We start from the raw sequence: 20,104 nt of genomic DNA on the forward strand, positions 1-20,104 counted from the left end.
TCAATTAGCTAAAACCTTGTCCGGAATATACTTCAAAAGCGCTGCCGTTTATAGAAAATGCGTCGTAAAGCCGGAATATCAAGCCTATCTGTCGTGGCGACGATGAGCGCAGGCCAGCAGGGTAAACCAGAATATGCTGCCCTTGCCTTCCTCGGTTTCAAAACCAATTTCGCCACCCATTTTTTCAACAAAGGTCTTGGTGATGTTCAAGCCCAGACCAGTACCACCCTGTTGCCGGGTATTGGTGCCGTCTGCCTGGGCAAATTTTTTGAAAACCTGGTCTCTGAAGGCGATGGGTATGCCCTGACCATGGTCTTCCACTTCAATTTTGTAGATGCCTGAGATATCGCTGATCCTGATTTGCACTTCAGCGCCAGTCGGCGAAAACTTCGCGGCATTTGAGAGCAGATTGGCAAATACCTGCATGACACGTACATTGTCACCCATGGCCCAGGCATTTTCAGGGTGATCGGTGATGCGGTAACGCACGTTCAGGGCCTGGGCATAACTGGCATTGGCTTCCATTGCCTGCCTGGTCACGGCAACCAGGTCAAAGCGTTCTATATTGATGACCATTTTGCCTGAGGCCAGTTTTTCCATATCAAGGATGTCGTTCACCAGTATGCCCAGACGCTGGCAGTTCCTGTGTGCGACCTTGATGAGTTGCATGGTCTTGGCTGTCAGCTCACCGGCCACACCGCTTTCCAGCAAGCCCAACGCACCGCGTATGGAAGTCAGGGGCGTGCGCAGTTCGTGGCTGACGACAGAGATGAATTCAGACTTGATGCGGTCTGCCTTGCGCTGCTCGGTCAGGTCCAGCACAAAACCCACCCACTCTTCCAGCGAACCTTCCAGTTGCGCCAGGCCTATCATGACGGGAATGCTCACGCCATCCTCACGTATCAGCTCGCCTTCAAACGGTTTGGCCTGGCCGTAAAGACGTATTTCTGTCATGGCATTGTGATGTGCCGCATGGCTTTCTTCGCTGGTCCTGTCCAGCCAGCTCATGCCGGATTGCTCAAACTCCAGCCTTTGCACACCTGCCAGTTGCAACAGAACATCATTGGCTTCAGTCAGCCTGCCATTAAGATTGCCTTGCATGATGCCAATCAGGCTGGAATTGACGAGGCGGCGCAAGCGCGACTCACTGACCAGCAGCGCTTCGAGCATGCGTGATTTTTCCTTGCTGGCTTTTTCTGCGGCATCCCTGGCGGCCACGAGGCTGCATTCTGCCTCTTTCATCTGAGTAATATCACGCACGCTGAAAACCCGCCCTACCCTCCTGTCGCGCATAAATTCTGGTTTGGAAACACAGATAAAATAGCGTCCGTCTTTCAGCGCAATCAAATCTTCTGTTTCCAGATTTGGATCATGCTGAATCTTTTCCAGGCTGGCAAAGAAACTGTCTGCATCCTGCGAGGCATTTTTGAGATGCGCAAACATGAGCGCCTCATCCCTGGCTGCCAGCAATTCATCATTGAGCTGCCACATGCGGGTGAAACGCTGATTGATGTTAACCACATTACCGTTCAAATCTATCGACAGTATGCCTTCTGCAGTGGCATCCAGTGAACTTTGCAATTGCGCCACCAGATGCACCTGGCCTTCGACCAGCTCACGTCTATGGGTAATGTCTTCTGCATGAATCACAAAAAACTCGCTACCCTGATCAGCAAAGGTGGATACCCGCTTTTCTACCGGGAATGAAACGCCGTGACTGCTGATCCATTCGCTTTCTGCAATGGCACGGCCATCAGCCTGCGAGTCGGCGCGCAAGGCTTCCCAAAAAAATACATCCTGCAGGGAACACTCTATATTTGCCAGGGGCAAACCGATCAAGTCGCTCCTGGTATAGGCCAGCATCAGACAGGCGAGCTGATTGGCGTCAACCAATACCATCTGCTGCATATCCACGACCAGTATCGCCTCGCGGCTATGGTCCATGATATGACGCAGTAATCCATTATTTAACATGGAGATGGACTGTGACATGCCAGTGTCGGTCATTTCTGCTAGCTCTGGCCGGGTAAAGGGCCGCCCTGTGTTTTCTTCGATTGTGAGTCAAAATAATAATTGACCCGTTTACGCGGATTCAGATAATTAAAAATGGCCCTGGGCAATAAACCTGGCCGTATGCTGGCGCTGATGGATAATTCCTTGTTTTCTTCCGCCAGGTCCAGAATGATGGCATCTTCCTTGGGAATTTCAGCGTCATACACCAATACCCGTGGGCGCAAAGGCTTGCCCACGTTCACATTCATGACCAGGCCAATAGCCTCGTTCGACAGCCTGACCAAGGTGCCTGGTGGATAAACACCCAGGCTTTTGACCAGGGTCGCCATGATGGACGCGTCAAACTGTGAGCGCCTGTGCGCATACATGGTCGATAAGGCTTCATGCGGCGTCAATGATAGTTTGGGATCATTGTGATTGCATAAATTATCGTACACATTGGCGATGGTCACAATACGTGTGGGCATGCTGATGGCATCGCCTTTGAGTTTGTGAGGGTAACCTGTGCCATCCATGAATTCATGATGCTGGGCAATCACCGCCAGCACCACGGGCGACAGACCAGCCTTTGTCCCCACAGCCACGCCATATTCTGGATGCATTTCATAAAAATGCTGTTCGGGCTTGGTGAGTGGCTCAGTCTTGTTGAGTATATGTTCAGGCACCTCCACCTTGCCAAGGTCATGAAACAGGGCTGCGATGCCTATCTCCTTGATCTGCGCATCGCTGCATTTCATTTCGTGGGCCAGCATCATGGCCAGTACCGAGACATTCAGGGTATGGAAATACAGTTCCTCACTACCCGCTGTCTGTTGTATCAGGTGCATGACTGTGTCACTGCCGCTGAGGAAGACTTCGGCCATACTCTCAACCAGCTTGCCTGCTTCTATGATGGTTTCTTTGGGCTTGGAGAAAATAAGCCTGTTTATACTTTTGACCACAACGGCAGCCTGCACGAATTTTTCTTCACAGCGGGCAATTTCATCACGCTGTTTTTGCAATTTTTCAAAACGTGCCCGTTTTGCATCAATGATGCTGGAATACACCTGTTTCGCTGGCACTGAGGTGTTAGCGGCTATTGTCACTGATGCCACAATGGGCTTACTGGCTGGCTTGGCAGCTACCGGGTCAGATTTCGACGGGATATAGCGTACGTGCTTGAGCTTGAGGGCCACCAGGTCATCAATTTGCTGCTGGTTGGTGATCTTGAACGAGTTCATCGGGAAAGAATGCTCGAACCAGCTCAGGTCGAGTTTGATGAACATCCCGATCTGGATCTGATCAATCACTATTAACTGGCTATCATCAGACATGAGGGTGATGTAATAAATATATATTCTGACGATAGCATACGGCCTCTGCATTTGCAAAATCTTAGCCCGTGAGAAAGTCTTTCTGGCGACATGCAGACGCACAATGCAGAAAATCCTGTCTTTGCCCCTGTCGACGTTATAATCCCTGTCCTGTCCATTTTGAAGGTTGCCTACCGTGTCTGATCGCCTTGCAGTCCTGCCTCAATACTTACTGCCTAAACAGGCACTGACCATATTCGCTGGGAAAATAGCCAATGCCAGGGCAGGCAAGCTCACTACTCGCCTGATCAACTGGTTTGTCGGCCAGTACAATGTCAACATGCAGGAGGCGCTCAATCCTGATATCAGCAGCTACGCCAGCTTCAATGAATTTTTTACCCGCCCTCTTCGCCCGGATGCGCGCCCGCTGGCAAATAGTGATTTGCTGAGCCCTGTCGATGGTGCCATCAGCCAGTTCGGGCCTATTGCCAAAGACCAGATTTTCCAGGCCAAGGGGCATCAGTACAGTACGACAGCTCTGGTAGGTGGTGACAGCCAGCTCGCATCATTGTTCGAAGATGGCAGCTTTGCCACCCTCTACCTCAGCCCACGCGATTATCACCGCATACATATGCCTTGCGATGGCCGCCTGACACGCATGATCTATGTGCCCGGGGCATTATTCTCGGTCAATCCCACTACTGCCCGTGGCGTGCCAGGCCTGTTCGCACGCAATGAACGCGTGGTTTGCGTATTTGAATCTGCCTCAGGTCCCTTTGTACTGACACTGGTGGGTGCGACTATTGTAGGCAGCATGGCAACTACCTGGCATGGCGTAGTCAATCCGCCACGCAGTGCCGAGGTACGTGAATGGCGTTACGATAATCAGCAAATCATCCTGAAAAAGGGTGAGGAAATGGGGCGTTTCCTGCTGGGTTCCACGGTTGTCATGCTCTTCCCCAAGGGTACGGTAGACTTCAACCCTGCCTGGGCACCGGAAAAAGCCATCTGCATGGGTGAAGCCATGGCGAACCATCCAGCTAAATAATATAAGCACTTACCGCACTCTGCTGCACATCCCCACTCTAGCACTTGATCAGGAATTCCCATCGCGGGAAATCTCCTGACAAGCGCCGCCCACGGCAACACTCACTATCACTCCCTCATATAAAAGCAACAAGCTTTTCCCAAAAGCATTGCTTTCAAGTCATTTTCCCGGCGTATTTAGTTTGCCACTTTAATGAGCAAGGCAGTAGTAAACCTTGAACTGAAGAATATCCATAAAAAACACTTGCCAAACAAGTTCGAATATTCAATAATCTAAATAAGAATTGTTATCGTTTAGATTTGCGAGGTTAAATATGACTATGTATGACGCTATTCACCAGCACGCTGATCTGGCTAACGCAGGTATTTCAACTGCCACAACTCAGGCACCAAAAGAGATTCCCCGTATTAAAAGCGGCGATTTGATGCAGCAAAAGCGTGAACTGGAAATTGATCACGCTGGCCGGATTTACCGGCTGCGCATCACGCAATTGAACAAGTTGATATTGACAGCCTGATACGCTGAACATTCTTGGAGACTGGACATGCCAGGTGAAACGCTGATGAACGAAGAATTATCGGGTTTGACTGCCACATCCAAGCAGCCGGAGTTGCTGGTTTCTGCGGTCTTGCACCTGATGTCGCATTACACAGTCAACAGCACGAATAGTGCAACGCATGAAGAGGCTGAGCAGGCAAGCACCAAGCTGGCCTCAGTCATAGAAAGACATTTGAATGTACTGGCGAATTTGCCAGATTTGGCACCTGTGCTGAAAGCCACCTGCCAGCAATTATCCGGGCAGTGGGCTGGTCTGGTAGAAAAGAAATCCGCGCAAAAAACCAAACTGCGCAAACTGGGCTGGCTGTTAGCCTTCACTGGAAAAAAATCTGCATTAATGGAGTAGCTTCATGATTGTATGTGTTTGCAATAATGTGTCGGAAAAGAAAATTCATCAGGCTGTTGCCATGGGCGTCAGCACGATGGCCGAACTGCGCGAGCAACTCGATGTTGGCACTTGCTGCGGCAAATGCGCGGGTTGTGCACGCAAAGTCATGCGCGAATGCATGGCCGGGCAAGACAAGAATGCCTCCGGTTTCCAGAATTTCATACAGCAACTACACTTTCAGCCCAGCGCGGTGACTGCCTGAGGTTCATCATGTCCACACTTACATTACATCAAGCCCCCCCAGAATTCACCGCACCCAAATCCAGGTTTTTCTCATTTGCCGCCATCGTGCTGGCACATCTGGCCCTGTTTTATGCGTTGCAGCACGGTTTGCTGACTCATGCAGTGCAAATCCTGCCAAAAGAAGTACTGATGACCTTTGTAGAGCCGCCGCAGGTCAAGCCAGAACCACCACCCAAACCTGTTCCCACAAAAAAACTGACCAGCCTGCAAACACCAGTGGTGCCGCATATCAAACCTGTAGTAGAAATCCCGGCGGATACGCATCAAATTACCACCCAGGCAGCACCGCCTGAACCTCAGCAGATCCCTATGGTTGCCAAAGCAGAGCAAGTAAGCAATACGCCCGTAGTACCTGCACCACCAAAACAGATCAGTGCCGTTGAATATGTGCGCCCACCACAGGCCGACTACCCGTCCATGTCCAAGCGCATGGGTGAAGAGGGCAAGGTAACCCTGCGGGTACTCGTCAATGAAAAAGGCGTGGCAGAAAAAGTGGACATACAAAAATCCTCAGGCTCGAACCGTCTGGATGAAGCAGCCAAACTGGCAATCTTACGTGCCCTTTTTAAACCTTATCTGGAAGATGGCAAAGCCCTGACTGTCATCGCGACCGCGACTATCAGCTTCTCATTAAGCAGCTAACACCATTACCCTCCCCAAGGGAAAAGCCTGATTGCAGCAACTGCGCAATCAGGCTTTTTTTATTCTTGCGCCGTTTTACTCACTGATAGCAAGAGCGGCTCAGCTACCGCCATGAACGACATCAACAACCAGCATGGAGACACAGTTGTGCTGCACCTTTGCCATGCTTTCCCCCTGAAAGGAAATCTGCAAATGAATATTATCGCGTGAAAAATTCCAGAAAACGAGTCGATTATGTTCACCATAATAAGGTTCTGATTGAAAGCCAAGTTCGGTCAGCCTTTTTGAATAAGCATCAAAGTCGACCTGGCAGACCGGGGTCATATCGGCGGCACTGTGGGTTTGGTCATCGAAGGAAAATATCAGGCGACCACGCTTGCTGTCGTCCTTGTTCAGGATCACGCTTATATTAAAGAACCAGGTATCGGTAATTTTTGCACCGACCCCATATTTCCTGGGATTTTTATCATCCAAGTAAACCTTGAGGCCCATCGCAGCCTCCAGATTTTTAGCAGAAAAACCCTCGGCAGTTTTGATATTGCCAAGCAGATCCAGCATGCGCCTGCTGGCTTCCTCTGCCGTCATTTGCGGTATGACAGGCGCGGCGTTTGGATGAGTATTTTCCATAGACTTGTTGGTGACGACAGAAGTGGCGGGAGAGGAAGTATTCGAAGGTTTTTTTTCATGCGTCAATGAATCAAAAGCTTGCGAACTAGAAGCGGCAAGAAAAGTAAGTAGCGCCGTAGAAAAAAACTTGCGGACAATCTTGATACGACTACGCTTCACCTGTGCCGCACCGGGAACGGGTAAAGATGATGAAGCAATGACTTTGGATTGCATAAGCAGGCTCTTTCAAACTTTCAACAAGTAGAGAATACGGGCACCGGATTCAAGAGCACACAATATCTTCAGGCAGATTCCGCACCTGCAGAAAACTTGTGGGCATGATCGTCAAATTTGATGTAAATGCCAAACCACATTATGGAGCAAATACATCTCATTCCTATTTATGAAATGAGTTCTGATCACACTAAAATATTTTGCCTCTTTTTCGATCCACAGAAAACTAAATGAGAATAATTGCGTTTCAATCACACCGTCAATTTTAAGCATATTGTCTCTCTAAAGCATGGAATTCGGTGATGTTAATCATCTTCATTTTGCAACTTCCATTGAATGCTCTATGATGTGATAAAAGCCTGCATGCAAAACTGCATCAGCAATCACATCACCAACAGTATCAATAGAAACCGGAAGGAAAGCCATGAAAGGCGACGCGAAAGTCATCAAACTGCTTAACGCACAACTCACCAATGAACTGAGTGCGATTAATCAGTATTTTTTGCATGCACGCATGTACAAGCATTGGGGATTTGAAAAAATAGCCAAGAAAGAATACGAAGAATCCATCGGTGAAATGAAGCATGCGGATAAACTGATAGACCGTATTCTGATGCTGGGCGGCCTGCCTAATTTGCAAGCTCTGCACAAACTGATGATAGGTGAAGATACGGTAGAAATGCTGGGCTGCGACCTGAAGCTGGAAGTTGCCGCGCAAAAAACAGTCAAGGAAGGCGTCGCCACTTGTGAAGCTGTTGGTGATTATGTCTCTCGTGATTTATTCCAGGTCATTCTGGAAGACACTGAAGAACATATAGACTGGCTGGAAACCCAGCTGGAATTGATAGAGAAAGTCGGTATCCAGAATTATTTGCAATCGCAAATGGCTACTGAAGAGTAATCATCACAGACTGATCTTCAGCGATCAAACAAAAAGGGATGCAGCTTACGCTGCATCCCTTTCTTATTTTTGGTTTGGCTTAAGCTACTTAAAAACGCTTCACCAGGCTGCTTACTGTGGAACTGTGTCCTTGAAAGAAGCACGTTCAGACAATTTATCAAATAGTTTAACCAGATTCGGATAATCGCCGCGCCAGTCTATTTCAGGGAAGCGGAAGCTGAGCCAGCCCAAAGCACAACCCACGCTGATATCAGCCAGGGTCAGATGCGTGCCAGTGCAAAATGCGGTATCGCCCAGGCCGCTGGACATGGATTTCAAGCCTGCATGTACTTTGCTCATTTGTCTGTCTATCCACTCCTGGCTTTGCTGCTCGGCAGGACGCAAGGTTTTTTCCAGGCGCACGAGTATTGCCGCATCCATGATGCCGTCTGCCAGGGCTTCCCAGCATTTGACTTCAACCCGCTCACGGCCCTGGGCCGGGATCAGCTTGCCGACCGGCGTCAGGGTATCGATATATTCTACGATGACGCGTGAATCAAACATGGCACCGCCATCTTCCATCAGAAGACAAGGTACTTTTGCCAGGGGGTTTGATTGCTGTATCGTGGTGTCTGGTGCCCACACATTCTCTTGCAAAAAAACATAGTCAAGTTTCTTCTCCGCCATGACAACGCGGACTTTTCTGACAAAAGGACTAGTGGTGGAGCCAATAAGTTTCATAGGAATCTGGTAGTAAGTTTAGGCCGGATTATAGCATCGCCCGCCTGTAAATCTGCGCTGTCAGGGCTGGCGTGTACAGCAGCAACATCATCACGATTCTGTAGTTTGAACGCATTCAAATGGTAAAATCGCATATTCAGTGCAAAAAAACTGTCTTCACACAACAATTGTGAATTTTTGCTAAATATAAACTATTTGCAAAATCTACACTTCTGTTGTTTTTTGCGCAAGGCTTTCTGTCTTTATATCTCTATAGTCCATCATGTCCCTATCCTCACTTTCTGCTCTCTCCCCACTTGACGGTCGCTATGCCAGCAAGGTCGACGCTTTGCGCGCCACTTTGTCTGAAGCAGGCTTCATGCATCATCGCGTCAAAGTTGAAGTGTCCTGGTTGCAAGCTTTGTCACAAGCCGGTTTCGATGAAATCAAGGCGTTTTCCCCGGCGGCAAATGCTTTGCTCGACAAGCTCGTTGCCGAGTTTTCTGAAGCAGATGCACAGCGTATCAAGGAAATCGAAGCAGTCACCAACCATGACGTCAAAGCCGTTGAATACTGGCTTAAAGAACAAGTCAAGGATGTGCCTGAACTGGTTGCCGCCAGCGAATTCATCCACTTTGCCTGCACTTCTGAAGATATCAACAACACCTCACACGGCATGATGCTGAAGACAGCGCGCAATGATGTGATGCTGCCATCACTGCAAAAGCTGATAAGCAAGCTGACAGAAATCGCGCATGCAAATGCTGAAGTGCCCATGCTGTCCCGCACCCATGGCCAGACTGCCAGCCCGACTACGCTGGGCAAGGAAATGGCCAACGTCGTTGCGCGTCTGCAGCGCGCCATCAAGCGTATAGAACAGGTAGAAATTCTGGGCAAGATGAACGGCGCAGTAGGCAACTATAATGCCCACCTGTCTGCCTATCCACAGCATGACTGGGAGACCTTCTCCAAAAACGTTGTCGAACAACGTCTTGGCCTGACATACAACCCCTACACGATACAAATCGAGCCGCATGACTATATGGCTGAAATGTTTGATGCTTTCGCACGCGCCAACACTATCCTGCTGGACTTGAACCGCGACATCTGGGGTTATATTTCTGTTGGTTATTTCAAGCAAAAAACCAAGGCGGGTGAAATCGGCTCGTCCACCATGCCGCATAAAGTCAATCCTATCGACTTTGAAAATTCTGAAGGCAATCTGGGTCTGGCCAATTCGCTGTTGCGTCATCTCTCAGAAAAATTGCCAGTGTCCCGCTGGCAGCGTGACCTGACGGACTCTACCGTCTTGCGTAATATCGGCGTGGCATTTGGTTATACCCTGCTGGCCTACGACAGTTGCCTGCGCGGCTTGAACAAGCTGGAAACCAATCCAGAACGCCTGGCGGCAGATCTTGATGCAACCTGGGAAGTATTGGCAGAACCCGTACAAACCGTGATGCGTCGCTATGCAATTGAAAACGCTTATGAGCAATTGAAAGAACTGACACGTGGCAAAGGCATCACCAAAGCAGCCTTGCAAGAGTTTGTTGAAGGCCTGGCTATCCCGCGCGAAGCCAAGGATTTGCTTCTGGCAATGACACCAGCGAACTACACCGGTATTGCAGCGAAACTGGCAAAAGCGATTTAAGGCTTAAAGACCAAAAGGCTCACCACAGAGGCACAGAGGAAGGAAAGACTGCTTGCAAGCAGTCTTCGTTTCGCAGGCGTGCGGTGTACCGCACGCATTCCCTGCTGCGCCACAGAGAAAGGCAAGAGAAAACCATGCAAGTTAGCCTTGATATTTTTGGGGCTCTCTTCGATTTTCTCTGTGCTACCTCTGTATCTCGGTGCCTCTGCGGTTAATGGTCTTGATTCACACAACTTATTTCTGCGAACGGAACGGGAACATCAGCTGTTTCACAAAGCCGTCCGGCATATAGTCACCCTGCACACCATATTTCTCAGGAAAACCCTTTTGTCCCTTGATCGCTGTGCCGAACAGATGGTCGAGGAAGGCATAGTGGGCAGCATAATTTTTATCGATGGCCACATCATCAGATGAATGGTGCCAGTGATGAAAATCTGGCGTGACGATCACATACTTCACAGGTCCCCAGGGTAAATGCACATTGGCATGATTAAACACTGCCTGGAAGCCGACCACGATGATGTAAACATCCATGACAGTCTTGTCAAAGCCCAGCACATACAGCGCACCCAGCACACCAACGCGTGTGCAAATCAGTTCAAGGATATGTTGACGCGAACCAGCCAGCCAGTCCATGGTTTTGGCTGAATGATGGACTGCGTGGAAGCGCCACAGAAATGGAATCTCGTGATAGGCGCGATGCGTCCAGTACTGCACCAGATCGGCAGTCAGTATGCACAGCAATAATTGCGGGAAGAACCAGATAGACTGCACAAAGTCGCGCACGCTGTCATGCGCCATCCAGCCAAACAAACGGTGGATGGCAAAGTTGACAGTCAGCAGGGCCAGGCCGACGATGAAGTGATTGACGGCAAAATGCACCATGTCAGTCTGCCATTCGCGGCGGAAAATCAACTGCCCCTTATACAGCGGGAAGACTTTTTCTATGACGACAAAAATGATGGTTGACCCCAGCAAATCGAGGATGAACCAGTCCAGGCCTATATATGGCGTGTGATCAGGAAAATCCGCAACGGGCACATGTGATCCGCCATAGGCAACAGAGGCAATAACCAGGGCTGCGGCTACCGCATTCAAGCCGCGACGGCGATTGAACAATATATTCAATAAACTGATCACACCAGACAGTACCAACGCTGCAAACAGAATATGGCGTATGACGTCGGGTGAATAGTTTTTGCGCAATTCAGGCGTGGTCAGATACTGTGGAAAGTGGAAAGCGATCACACCCAGCAAACACAGAAATGCCAGCGTCAATGCCAGCACACCGCTGGCCAGGCCTGTACCTGGCTTCAAGGGGCCGCTTTGGTCGAGCAAACCTGTCGTTTCACTAACGGCACCGGCAACATTGCCAAGTACGGTCTTGGCCGGATCGACTAATATTTTTCCTAAGGATTTTTCTGGAATTTCTGGTTTCATTATGAATATGGTGAAATTAGCATTAAGCCAATGATAAATGAATGCCTTAATGGCAGGGGAAAAACCTTGTTAGGGCAGATTGCGCGGAGATTGCGGCCTAAAGTATAGCTGCAAGACAGGGATGCAAAAACATGATGTAGCAGCTGCTTACATAATTTCTGCTTAAAAATCTGGCGCTTCTCAGCAGACTTTCTTTTTTTTTGCTAATATTAGTTCTAATTCGAACTAATTATCTCTTTCATCAGAGGAGCCAGCATGGCAGCCACTCAAAGATATTCCAATGTCAGTATAGCCTTGCACTGGCTGATTGCTGTACTCATCATCGCTGCCTTTATTCTGGGCAATATCATGGTGGACATGCGTATCAGCCCTACCAAGCTGAAATATTTCTCCTACCATAAATGGCTGGGTGTGACGGTACTTGCTTTTGTTGCTGTGCGTCTCATCTCGCGCCTGATGAGCAAGGCACCACCTTATCCTGACAATATGGGCAAGGCGCAGACCTATCTTGCCAACGGCACTCATATCCTGCTGTATGTACTGATGTTTGCCGTACCTTTGTCCGGTTACTTTTACACACTGGCAGCAGGCTATCCGGTAGTCTATCTGGGATTGTTCGAATTACCAGTATTAATAGCTCCCAACCCGGAAATCAAGGATTCTTTGAAAGAATTGCATGAAATTTTAAACAAAGTCATGTTCGTTCTGGTCTTACTGCATATTGCTGCTGCACTCAAGCATCATTTCTATGATAAAGACGGGCTTTTGAATCGCATGCGTCCACGTATTTAATATTTTCTTAATCTCTTGGTCAAAATTTCTCAAACAGGTATAAACATGTCTACATATTCCATGAAAAAAATCGCTGCCTATGCAGCCGCCGCCCTGCTGATAGCCAGCCCGGCCATTGCCGCCATTGTCAAAGTAGACAATGCCAAAAGCGCGGTCAATATTGTCTTCAAGCAAATGAATGTGCCAGTTGAGGCCAAGTTCAAAAAATTCAGTGCCAGCATTGACTATGACGCAGCCAAACCAGAAGCATCCAAGGCAACGGTAGACATCGACGTTGCCAGCTTTGACCTGGGTGATGCCGAGTACAACAAGGAAGTCTTGAAGAAAGAATGGTTTAACGCTGCCGCCTTCCCTAAAGCCAGTTTTGTCTCCACCTCCATGAAAGCTGGCGCGGCAGGCAAACTGGATGTGACAGGCAAGCTCAGCATCAAGGGCAAGACTGTGGATGTCAGCTTCCCATTAAGCATCAAGAAAGAAGGCAATAGCCAGGTTTTTGACGGCAGCCTGCCTATCAAACGTCTCACTTTCAATATCGGTGAAGGTGAATGGAAAGATACCGGCATGGTCGCCGATGAAGTACAGATCAAGTTTCACGTAGTAACAAACCCGTAATACCGAGTACCCCCAAGCCCTTTTTAAGCAAACAAAATTTTCGCCATTCAGGAGTCATACATGAAATTAGCTAAACTTATCGCCGCTGCCCTGTTGATCAGCACTGCACCTGCATTTGCCCAGACCTACAACATCGAATCCAACCACACGTATCCAAGCTTTGAAGCTGACCATATGGGTATCTCTGTATGGCGTGGCAAATTCAATAAAACTTCAGGCAAAATCGTGCTGGACCGCGCTGCGAAAACCGGTACTGTTGACATCACTATCGATGCCAGCTCTCTGGACTTTGGCCATGAAAAAATGAATGAACATGCAAAAGGAAAAGACATGTTCAATGTGGCGCAATTCCCTACAGCGACTTACAAAGGTACATCCATCAAATTTAATGGCGACACACCAGTTGCTGTTATCGGTGAATTGACTATGCTGGGCGTGACCAAACCAGTCACACTGACCATCAATAAATTCAAATGTATCGAACATCCTATGTTCAAGAAAGAAGCTTGCGGCGCGGATGCCACAGCAGAATTCAAACGTACAGATTTCGGTCTGAACTATGGCACACCACGTTTTGCACCAGAAGTAAAACTGGCTATCCAGGTGGAAGCAATCAAGGCTGATTAATTGATGAACTAGTATTGAACCAGTATTAAATTAGTTGCAGTCCCTGGTGTGATGCGCCCTGCGTATCACACCATAATCCTCAAAAACTATCTTATGGGTGAACGCTACCTGCGCAGCATACGATTACTGTCGGAATGCATGCAATTATTTGAACAGGCTTCTGCCAGGAATGTGCGCAAGCTGGGCTTTACCCATTCGCAATTCGATATCATCGCCACCCTGGGCAATACGCCTGGCATGACCTGCAAGGAACTTGGCGAAAAAACCCTGATCACCAAGGGCACATTGACAGGCGTGCTCGACAGGCTGGAACAAAAAGGCTTGATACAGCGTGACCGCGGCAACGATGACCGGCGTCAGCTATTCGTCAAACTGACACCTGTGGGCGAAACTACTTTTGATGATATTTTTCCCAAGATCGTACAGTCTGGCAAACAGCGCTTCAAGACATATACCGAAGATGACTACCTGAGCCTGGAAAGCAGCTTGCTCAAACTCAGGCAACATTTGCAGGATGACGACTGCACTTGATTGAACATCGCATTCTCTCAAGCAGCCTGCAAACAATCCGCGAATACTGATTGCGGCTTATTTGCAGACTGTATTTGCAGACTGTATTTGCAGAATAAGAACTGTCTCTATTTCACTTCCAGCTTGTCACCAACGATAGGCCCACTACCGCTGAAACGGTCAAGCGCCAGGTAAATCACAGGCGTGATGAACAGGGTAATCGCTTGCGAGAAAATCAAGCCACCCACTACTGCCAGGCCCAGAGGCTGGCGTAATTCAGCGCCTGCACCCAGTCCCATGGCAATCGGCAAAGCCCCCACCAGAGCTGCCAGCGTCGTCATCATGATAGGGCGGAAGCGTTGTATGCAGGCTTCGCGTATGGCTTCTGGCGGCGTCATGTTGTGATGCCTTTGCGCATCGAGCGCAAAGTCTATCATCATGATGGCGTTCTTCTTGACGATACCAATCAGCAGCAAAATACCGATGGTGGCAATCAGGGTCAGGTCTTCTCCAAACATCTGCAAGGTCAGCAAGGCTCCCACGGCAGCAGAAGGCAAACCTGCCAGGATGGTGATAGGGTGGATATAGCTTTCATACAGCACACCCAGCAAGACATAGATCACCAGCAAAGCTGCAACGATGAGGATAATCTGGCCTGACTGCGAATCCTTGAACACCGCCGCATCACCGCCATAAGTAGTGATGATGGAAGCCGGTAATTTGATTTCGTCGCGGTATTTTTCTATGCGGTTAGTCGCCTCACCCAAGGCTGTGCCGGGTGCCAGATTGAAGGACACCGTCACTGCCTGTAATTGCCCCACGTGATTGATGGCTGTTGGGCCTACTGTGCGTTTAACGGTAGCAATACTGGAGAGTGGCACCAGCGTACCTGTGTTACCGCGTACATAAATACCGTTGATGGCGCTTTCATCTTTCTTGGCGCTGGGTGCCACTTCCATGATGACCTGGTAGCTATCGACATTGGTGTACATGGTCGATATCTGACGCTCACCAAAGGCGCTGTACAGCGCAGAACGTATGCTGTCCATGGTCACGCCCAGGGCATTGGCACGGTCACGGTCGATATCGACACTGGCCTGCAAGCCCTTCAGTTGTGAATCGGTGGTGACATCCTTGAAACCTGGATCCGTACGCAGTTTTTCCTGCAGCTTGATGGCCCAGTCACTGAGGGAACCTGCTTCCACACTTTGCAGGATGTATTGATATTGGCTCTTGCTGGGACGTCCACCCAGTTGCAAGTTTTGGGTAGGGCGCAGGAAGACAGAAATACCCGGCACTTCGCTGAGCTTCTTGCGCAAACCATCGACCACATCTTTCATGGGCTTGCGTTCACCGCGCGGCTTCAGGTTGACGAACATGCGGCCAGTATTTTGTGAACCGCTACCGCCGTTAAAGGAAGTCGCTGTCGCCACGTTGGGATCATCACGTATGATTTTGGCGACCCTGTCCTGCAAGATCACCATGGCAGGGAAAGAAGTTTCCTCGGCAGCCTCGGTAGAGACGTTGATCTGACCTATGTCTTCCTGGGGGAAAAAACCTTTGGGGATGACATTGAACAGATAAGCGGTGGCAGCAAAGGTCGCCAGGGCAATCAGCAGCACCAGCTTGCGATGACGCAATGCAAGGTCCAGGCCGCGAGTATAAGAACGCAGAGAGGCATTAAAGCTGCTTTCAAATACATGCAACATGGCAGCCACTGCTTTTGGCGGTTCTTTCAACTCATGTTCGCTCTTCAGAAAACGGCTGGCCAGCATGGGCACCAGCGTCAGAGAAACGAAGGCGGAAGCCAGAATCGCCAGGCTGACGATAACGGCAAATTCATGGAACAACTGACCGATAACACCAGGCATGAAGAAGATGGGAATAAACACCGCCACCAGCGAAGTGGAAATCGAGATAATCGTGAAACCCACTTCTCGCGAACCCTGCAATGCTGCCTTGAAAGGCGGTTCACCATTTTCTACGTGGCGCATGATGTTTTCCAGCATCACGATGGCATCATCAACCACCAGACCGACGGCCAGCGTCAAACCCAGTAGCGACACATTATCCAGCGTATAACCAAAGCCCCACAGCAGGGCAATGGCACCAATCAGGGACACCGGCAATGACAAGGTCGGGATGATGGTTGCCACCATACGACGCAGGAACAGGAAGATGACAATAACCACCAGGAATATCGTCAGCAGCAGCGTCAGATTCACATCATGCAAGGCATCACGAATCGAGAGAGAGCGGTCATTCACCAGGTTCATTTTGACTGAAGCTGGCAATTGCGCCTTGAAGCCCGGCAAGGCAGCCCTGATGGAATCAACTACCTTGACGGTATTGGCATCGGTCTGTCTTTGTATCGCCAGAGTAATTGAGCTTTCGCCATTAAAATTGGCGGCTGTCTTGACTTGCTCATAGCTGTCTTCAACTGTGGCAACTTCACGCAGGCGCACGACTTGTCCACCCTTGTTGCTGACCACCAGATTGGCAAATTCTGCCGCGCTCTGCATTTGCTTGTTGGCCAGCAGGGTCAATGTCTGCTTGTCACCTTCCAGTGTACCTACCGGCGTATTGGCATTCGAGGTGCGGATGGATGCAGACAATTCATCCAGCGTCAGATTGCGTGCCTGCAAGGCATCTGGCATGACGCGTATGCGTACCGCATAACGCTTGATACCAAAAATATTTACCTGCGCCACGCCTTCCAGCGTAGACAGACTGGGCGAGATCAAATGCTCGGCATAACTGGTCAGCTCGGACAAACTCAGGGATGGCGATGTCAAAGCAATGAAGAGTACCGGTGCATCTGCAGGGTTGACCTTGCGATACGATGGCGGCGATGTCATATCGACAGGCAGGGAACGTGTCGCCCGCAACAAGGCAGCCTGCACATCCACAGCGGCGGCATCGATATTGCGGTTCTGATCAAATTCCAGCGTCAGCGAAGTGGAACCCAGGGTATTGCTGGAGCTGATGATGGACAAGCCAGGTATGGTGGCAAACTGTTTTTCCAGCGGCAAGGCCACTGAGGTTGCCATGGTTTCAGGACTGGCACCAGGCAAGTTGGCATTTACGCTGATAACCGGCGTGTTATAGCTGGGCAAGGCCGCGATAGGGATATAACGATAAGCCAGAATACCTGCAACAACGATGGACAGGTTCAGCAATACCGTCATCACTGGACGGCGTATGAATAATTCAGACAAATTCATGATGCACTCGCTGCGGAAGCTGCAGAGCTCGTTGCTGGTGCCGGTGCTGCAGATGCTGCCGGCGCAGCACCGGCAGTTGCGGATGAGCTGCCAGAGGCATCTGTCTTGCCATTCCCTTTGCCAGACTTATCACCCTTGCCCTTGCCTTCCTTACCCTCTTTGCCGTCGCCATTGCGTTCCTTGACGCTGGCACCAGGACGCAGGTTTTGCTTGCCATCCAAAACAACTTTGGCACCTGCCTCTATGCCGGTAACGACGGCATCATTACCAAAACTATTGGTAACGACCACTGGTTTCATAATGGCCTTGGCTTCGGCATCGACGATATACACCGAGCTGCCGCGTGGGCCTACGATAACGGCATCCTGGGGAACTACGACCACATCTTTCAAGGTCTGTACACTGAGTTCCAGGTTGGCATAGGCACCAGGCCAGAGTTTTAATTCCTTGTTGTCAAACACCGCCTTGACCTTGATGGTGCCGGATGCAGCATCGACAGCATTATCGACAAACTGCAATTTACCCTTGAACTTGACGGTAGTGTCTGGCAAATTGGCCATGACATAACTGTCGCTGCGCTTCATGCTTTCCAGCGCGTCTGGCAAATTACGCTGTGGCAGCGGGAAGGTGATCGCAACCGGGTCCATCTGGGTGATGCTGACCAGTGGCACGGCTGTGGCATTAGGTTGCACCAGTGAACCGGGGAACACACTGATAATACCAGTGCGGCCTGCTGAAGGCGCCACAATACGGTTATAGCTGAGCGCGACACGGGCTGCATTGACTGCGGCCTTGTCTGCGGCTATCACAGCTTGTTGCGTATCAACCTGGGTCTGGCTGGTGTCAGCCGCACTTTGCGCGACGAACTTCTTGCTGACCAAATCTTTGCTGCGTGAAAGTTGGCGTTGATAATCTGCAAGAGTTGCCAGATCCTTATCAAGTTGTGCCTGGGCTTTTGCCAGGTTGACTTCATCCGGGCGGCTATCCAGTGAGAACAAGACATCACCTGCTTTAACGAACTGGCCTTCCTTGATATGGACTTTGGCGATAGTGCTGGTCACCTGGGGCCGGATATCTACCGTATTCAATGCCGAGACCACGCCATTGGCAGAAATCCTGACATCATAATCACGCTTTTGGGCAATGATGGTGGAAACACTGACGGGACGGTTTTGCGCTGCTCCTGCAGCATTACCGCCCTTTGCAGCGCCCTCACCTGCGGCTTTATCAGATGATTTGAAGTAAGTGTAAGCGCCGCCAGAAACAGCCGCCAGTGCCGCAACGATGATCAGGGTTTTGAATTTGCTCATATTATTTTTATCCAGTGCAGAAATGCGCCAACAGACATTTGCATAATGTGACCAGCACCATGTGCTGGCTAGATTGCGAGCGACTTTGTCGCTCCGTTTTGCAATCGCCTCTGAGACTCAATACAACATCAAAAAGTTCAGACTGGAATGCTAACAAAGAAAAAGCCAGCACACAGGCTGGCTTTCATTTTAGATACCTTCCGTTACATGGAAGAGACACAATTGCAAATTTTAAACAATGCTCTCAACAAAGCTGTTCAAGCATTGTTGGCTACACTTTTATACAACTGCGCCGTCTGTATCATCCTTCTCCTTGACTGGCTTGATCAAGTCTTCACGCTTGACACCCAGCCACATGGCAATCGCTGCTGCCACGAAGACTGAAGAGTAAATACCAAAGCAAATACCTATCGTCAGAGCAACTGCAAAATAATGTAAAGTCGGGCCACCGATCAACAGCATTGACAAGACCATCAACTGTGTACAGCCGTGAGTGATGATGGTACGTGAGATGGTGCTGGTAATCGCATTGTCGATGACTTCAGTGACAGACATCTTGCGCTGTTTGCGGAAGTTTTCGCGGATACGGTCAAAAATAACCACGGACTCATTCACCGAGTAACCCAGCACGGCCAATACCGCGGCCAATACCGACAGGTTGAATTCCCATCCAAAGAACGCAAAGAAACCCAGGATGATGATGACGTCATGCAAGTTAGCGACAATTGCCGCTACCGCAAACTTCCATTCAAAACGTATTGCCAGATACAGCATCACGCCCAATACCACGAACAGCAAGGCCATCAGGCCGTCGTGTGTCAGCTCGTCACCGACCTGTGCACCAACCAGTTCAACACGCTGCAATTTGACCAGCTCTTTTTTGTCTGCATCCAGGCAAACCTGCTTTTCAGCTGTGGTGCCACTGTCTGCACTGGGAGCAATTTTTGTCAAGCTGCCATTCTCAACTTTACACAAGCCTTCGAACACGGCATCAGCTGGACTGATCTTGGCATCTTTCTTGGTCTCAGGCAGACGTATGACGACGTCCTGAGCCTTGCCAAAAGGCTGCACTGGTGAGTCGGTGAAGCCCAGTTGCTCTACTGTATGGCGTATCGCATCAACATTGGCGGCCTTGTTGTACGTCACTTCCATGACTGTACCGCCGGTAAACTCGACTGAGAGATGCAGGCCTTTGTGCAGCAGGAAAAACACAGCTGCAACAAAAGTCAGAGCAGAAATGACATTGAAAATCAGCGCGTGGCGCATGAAAGGTATGTCTTTTTTAATGCGGAATAATTCCATAATGAATCCCTG

General features: G+C 49.6%; 19 protein-coding genes. 11 read left to right on the forward strand and 8 right to left on the reverse strand.

Features of this window, described 5'->3' with window-relative positions:
* Positions 1-84: 84 nt before the first annotated feature.
* Both DFR42_RS11455 and DFR42_RS11460 read right to left on the reverse strand, forming a co-directional pair.
* On the reverse strand, positions 85-1,992 hold the full coding sequence (locus DFR42_RS11455) for a PAS domain-containing sensor histidine kinase (protein WP_170133492.1): 1,908 nt from the start codon (positions 1,990-1,992) through the stop codon (positions 85-87).
* 20 nt (positions 1,993-2,012) lie between these two features.
* Complete coding sequence (locus DFR42_RS11460; RefSeq protein ID WP_170133493.1) at positions 2,013-3,326, reverse strand: cyclic di-GMP phosphodiesterase; 1,314 nt, start codon at positions 3,324-3,326, stop codon at positions 2,013-2,015.
* A gap of 175 nt (positions 3,327-3,501) precedes the next feature.
* Between DFR42_RS11460 and asd the strand changes: the two genes are divergently transcribed.
* The 5 genes from asd to DFR42_RS11485 all read left to right on the forward strand — a co-directional run bounded on the left by asd (position 3,502) and on the right by DFR42_RS11485 (position 6,184).
* Complete coding sequence (gene asd / locus DFR42_RS11465; RefSeq protein WP_110255124.1) at positions 3,502-4,353, forward strand: archaetidylserine decarboxylase; 852 nt, start codon at positions 3,502-3,504, stop codon at positions 4,351-4,353.
* 313 nt (positions 4,354-4,666) lie between these two features.
* Entirely contained in the window at positions 4,667-4,870 is a 204-nt protein-coding gene (hemP, locus tag DFR42_RS11470; RefSeq protein ID WP_425450879.1) for a hemin uptake protein HemP, read from the forward strand.
* A gap of 27 nt (positions 4,871-4,897) precedes the next feature.
* Entirely contained in the window at positions 4,898-5,257 is a 360-nt protein-coding gene (locus DFR42_RS11475; protein ID WP_245936935.1) for a hypothetical protein, read from the forward strand.
* A gap of 4 nt (positions 5,258-5,261) precedes the next feature.
* Positions 5,262-5,501 (forward strand): (2Fe-2S)-binding protein, encoded by a 240-nt coding sequence (locus DFR42_RS11480; RefSeq protein ID WP_110255526.1) that lies wholly within the window; start codon positions 5,262-5,264, stop codon positions 5,499-5,501.
* An 8-nt stretch (positions 5,502-5,509) separates the two neighbouring features.
* A complete protein-coding gene (locus DFR42_RS11485) occupies positions 5,510-6,184 on the forward strand; it encodes an energy transducer TonB (protein ID WP_170133494.1) in 675 nt (224 codons plus the stop codon).
* Positions 6,185-6,283: 99 nt separating this feature from the next.
* Here the strand turns inward: DFR42_RS11485 and DFR42_RS11490 are convergent, their stop codons facing one another.
* The gene (locus tag DFR42_RS11490) at positions 6,284-7,024 is read right to left on the reverse strand and encodes a hypothetical protein (protein ID WP_110255127.1); all 741 of its coding nucleotides are present in this window, start codon (positions 7,022-7,024) and stop codon (positions 6,284-6,286) included.
* A gap of 424 nt (positions 7,025-7,448) precedes the next feature.
* Here DFR42_RS11490 and bfr point away from each other — a divergent pair, with 424 nt between their 5' ends.
* Positions 7,449-7,925, forward strand: a complete 477-nt coding sequence (bfr, locus tag DFR42_RS11495) for a bacterioferritin (RefSeq protein WP_110255128.1) — start codon at positions 7,449-7,451, stop codon at positions 7,923-7,925.
* Between the two features lie 111 nt (positions 7,926-8,036).
* Here bfr and DFR42_RS11500 read toward each other — a convergent pair whose 3' ends face one another.
* The gene (locus DFR42_RS11500; protein ID WP_110255129.1) at positions 8,037-8,645 is read right to left on the reverse strand and encodes a glutathione S-transferase; all 609 of its coding nucleotides are present in this window, start codon (positions 8,643-8,645) and stop codon (positions 8,037-8,039) included.
* A 262-nt stretch (positions 8,646-8,907) separates the two neighbouring features.
* Between DFR42_RS11500 and purB the strand changes: the two genes are divergently transcribed.
* Entirely contained in the window at positions 8,908-10,275 is a 1,368-nt protein-coding gene (purB, locus tag DFR42_RS11505; RefSeq protein WP_110255130.1) for an adenylosuccinate lyase, read from the forward strand.
* A gap of 234 nt (positions 10,276-10,509) precedes the next feature.
* On the opposite strand, the gene DFR42_RS11510 is transcribed toward purB, so the two are convergent.
* On the reverse strand, positions 10,510-11,715 hold the full coding sequence (locus tag DFR42_RS11510) for a sterol desaturase family protein (RefSeq protein WP_110255131.1): 1,206 nt from the start codon (positions 11,713-11,715) through the stop codon (positions 10,510-10,512).
* A 255-nt stretch (positions 11,716-11,970) separates the two neighbouring features.
* Between DFR42_RS11510 and DFR42_RS11515 the strand changes: the two genes are divergently transcribed.
* The 4 genes from DFR42_RS11515 (at position 11,971) to DFR42_RS11530 (ending at position 14,277) form a co-directional block, all read left to right on the forward strand.
* Positions 11,971-12,507 (forward strand): cytochrome b, encoded by a 537-nt coding sequence (locus DFR42_RS11515; RefSeq protein ID WP_110255132.1) that lies wholly within the window; start codon positions 11,971-11,973, stop codon positions 12,505-12,507.
* A gap of 60 nt (positions 12,508-12,567) precedes the next feature.
* Entirely contained in the window at positions 12,568-13,119 is a 552-nt protein-coding gene (locus DFR42_RS11520; protein WP_245936955.1) for a YceI family protein, read from the forward strand.
* A 60-nt stretch (positions 13,120-13,179) separates the two neighbouring features.
* The gene (locus DFR42_RS11525) at positions 13,180-13,746 is read left to right on the forward strand and encodes a YceI family protein (RefSeq protein WP_110255134.1); all 567 of its coding nucleotides are present in this window, start codon (positions 13,180-13,182) and stop codon (positions 13,744-13,746) included.
* A 93-nt stretch (positions 13,747-13,839) separates the two neighbouring features.
* Positions 13,840-14,277, forward strand: a complete 438-nt coding sequence (locus DFR42_RS11530) for a MarR family winged helix-turn-helix transcriptional regulator (RefSeq protein ID WP_110255527.1) — start codon at positions 13,840-13,842, stop codon at positions 14,275-14,277.
* Between the two features lie 107 nt (positions 14,278-14,384).
* Here the strand turns inward: DFR42_RS11530 and DFR42_RS11535 are convergent, their stop codons facing one another.
* The 3 genes from DFR42_RS11535 to secF form a co-directional block, all read right to left on the reverse strand.
* Complete coding sequence (locus tag DFR42_RS11535; RefSeq protein WP_110255135.1) at positions 14,385-17,480, reverse strand: efflux RND transporter permease subunit; 3,096 nt, start codon at positions 17,478-17,480, stop codon at positions 14,385-14,387.
* Positions 17,477-18,790, reverse strand: a complete 1,314-nt coding sequence (locus tag DFR42_RS11540; RefSeq protein ID WP_110255136.1) for an efflux RND transporter periplasmic adaptor subunit — start codon at positions 18,788-18,790, stop codon at positions 17,477-17,479. Before DFR42_RS11540 ends, DFR42_RS11535 begins: the two co-directional genes overlap by 4 nt.
* Positions 18,791-19,069: 279 nt before the next feature.
* Complete coding sequence (secF, locus tag DFR42_RS11545; RefSeq protein WP_110255137.1) at positions 19,070-20,092, reverse strand: protein translocase subunit SecF; 1,023 nt, start codon at positions 20,090-20,092, stop codon at positions 19,070-19,072.
* Positions 20,093-20,104 lie beyond the last annotated feature (12 nt).

Origin of the sequence: Undibacterium pigrum (assembly GCF_003201815.1) — a bacterium.
GTDB lineage: Bacteria > Pseudomonadota > Gammaproteobacteria > Burkholderiales > Burkholderiaceae_D > Undibacterium > Undibacterium pigrum.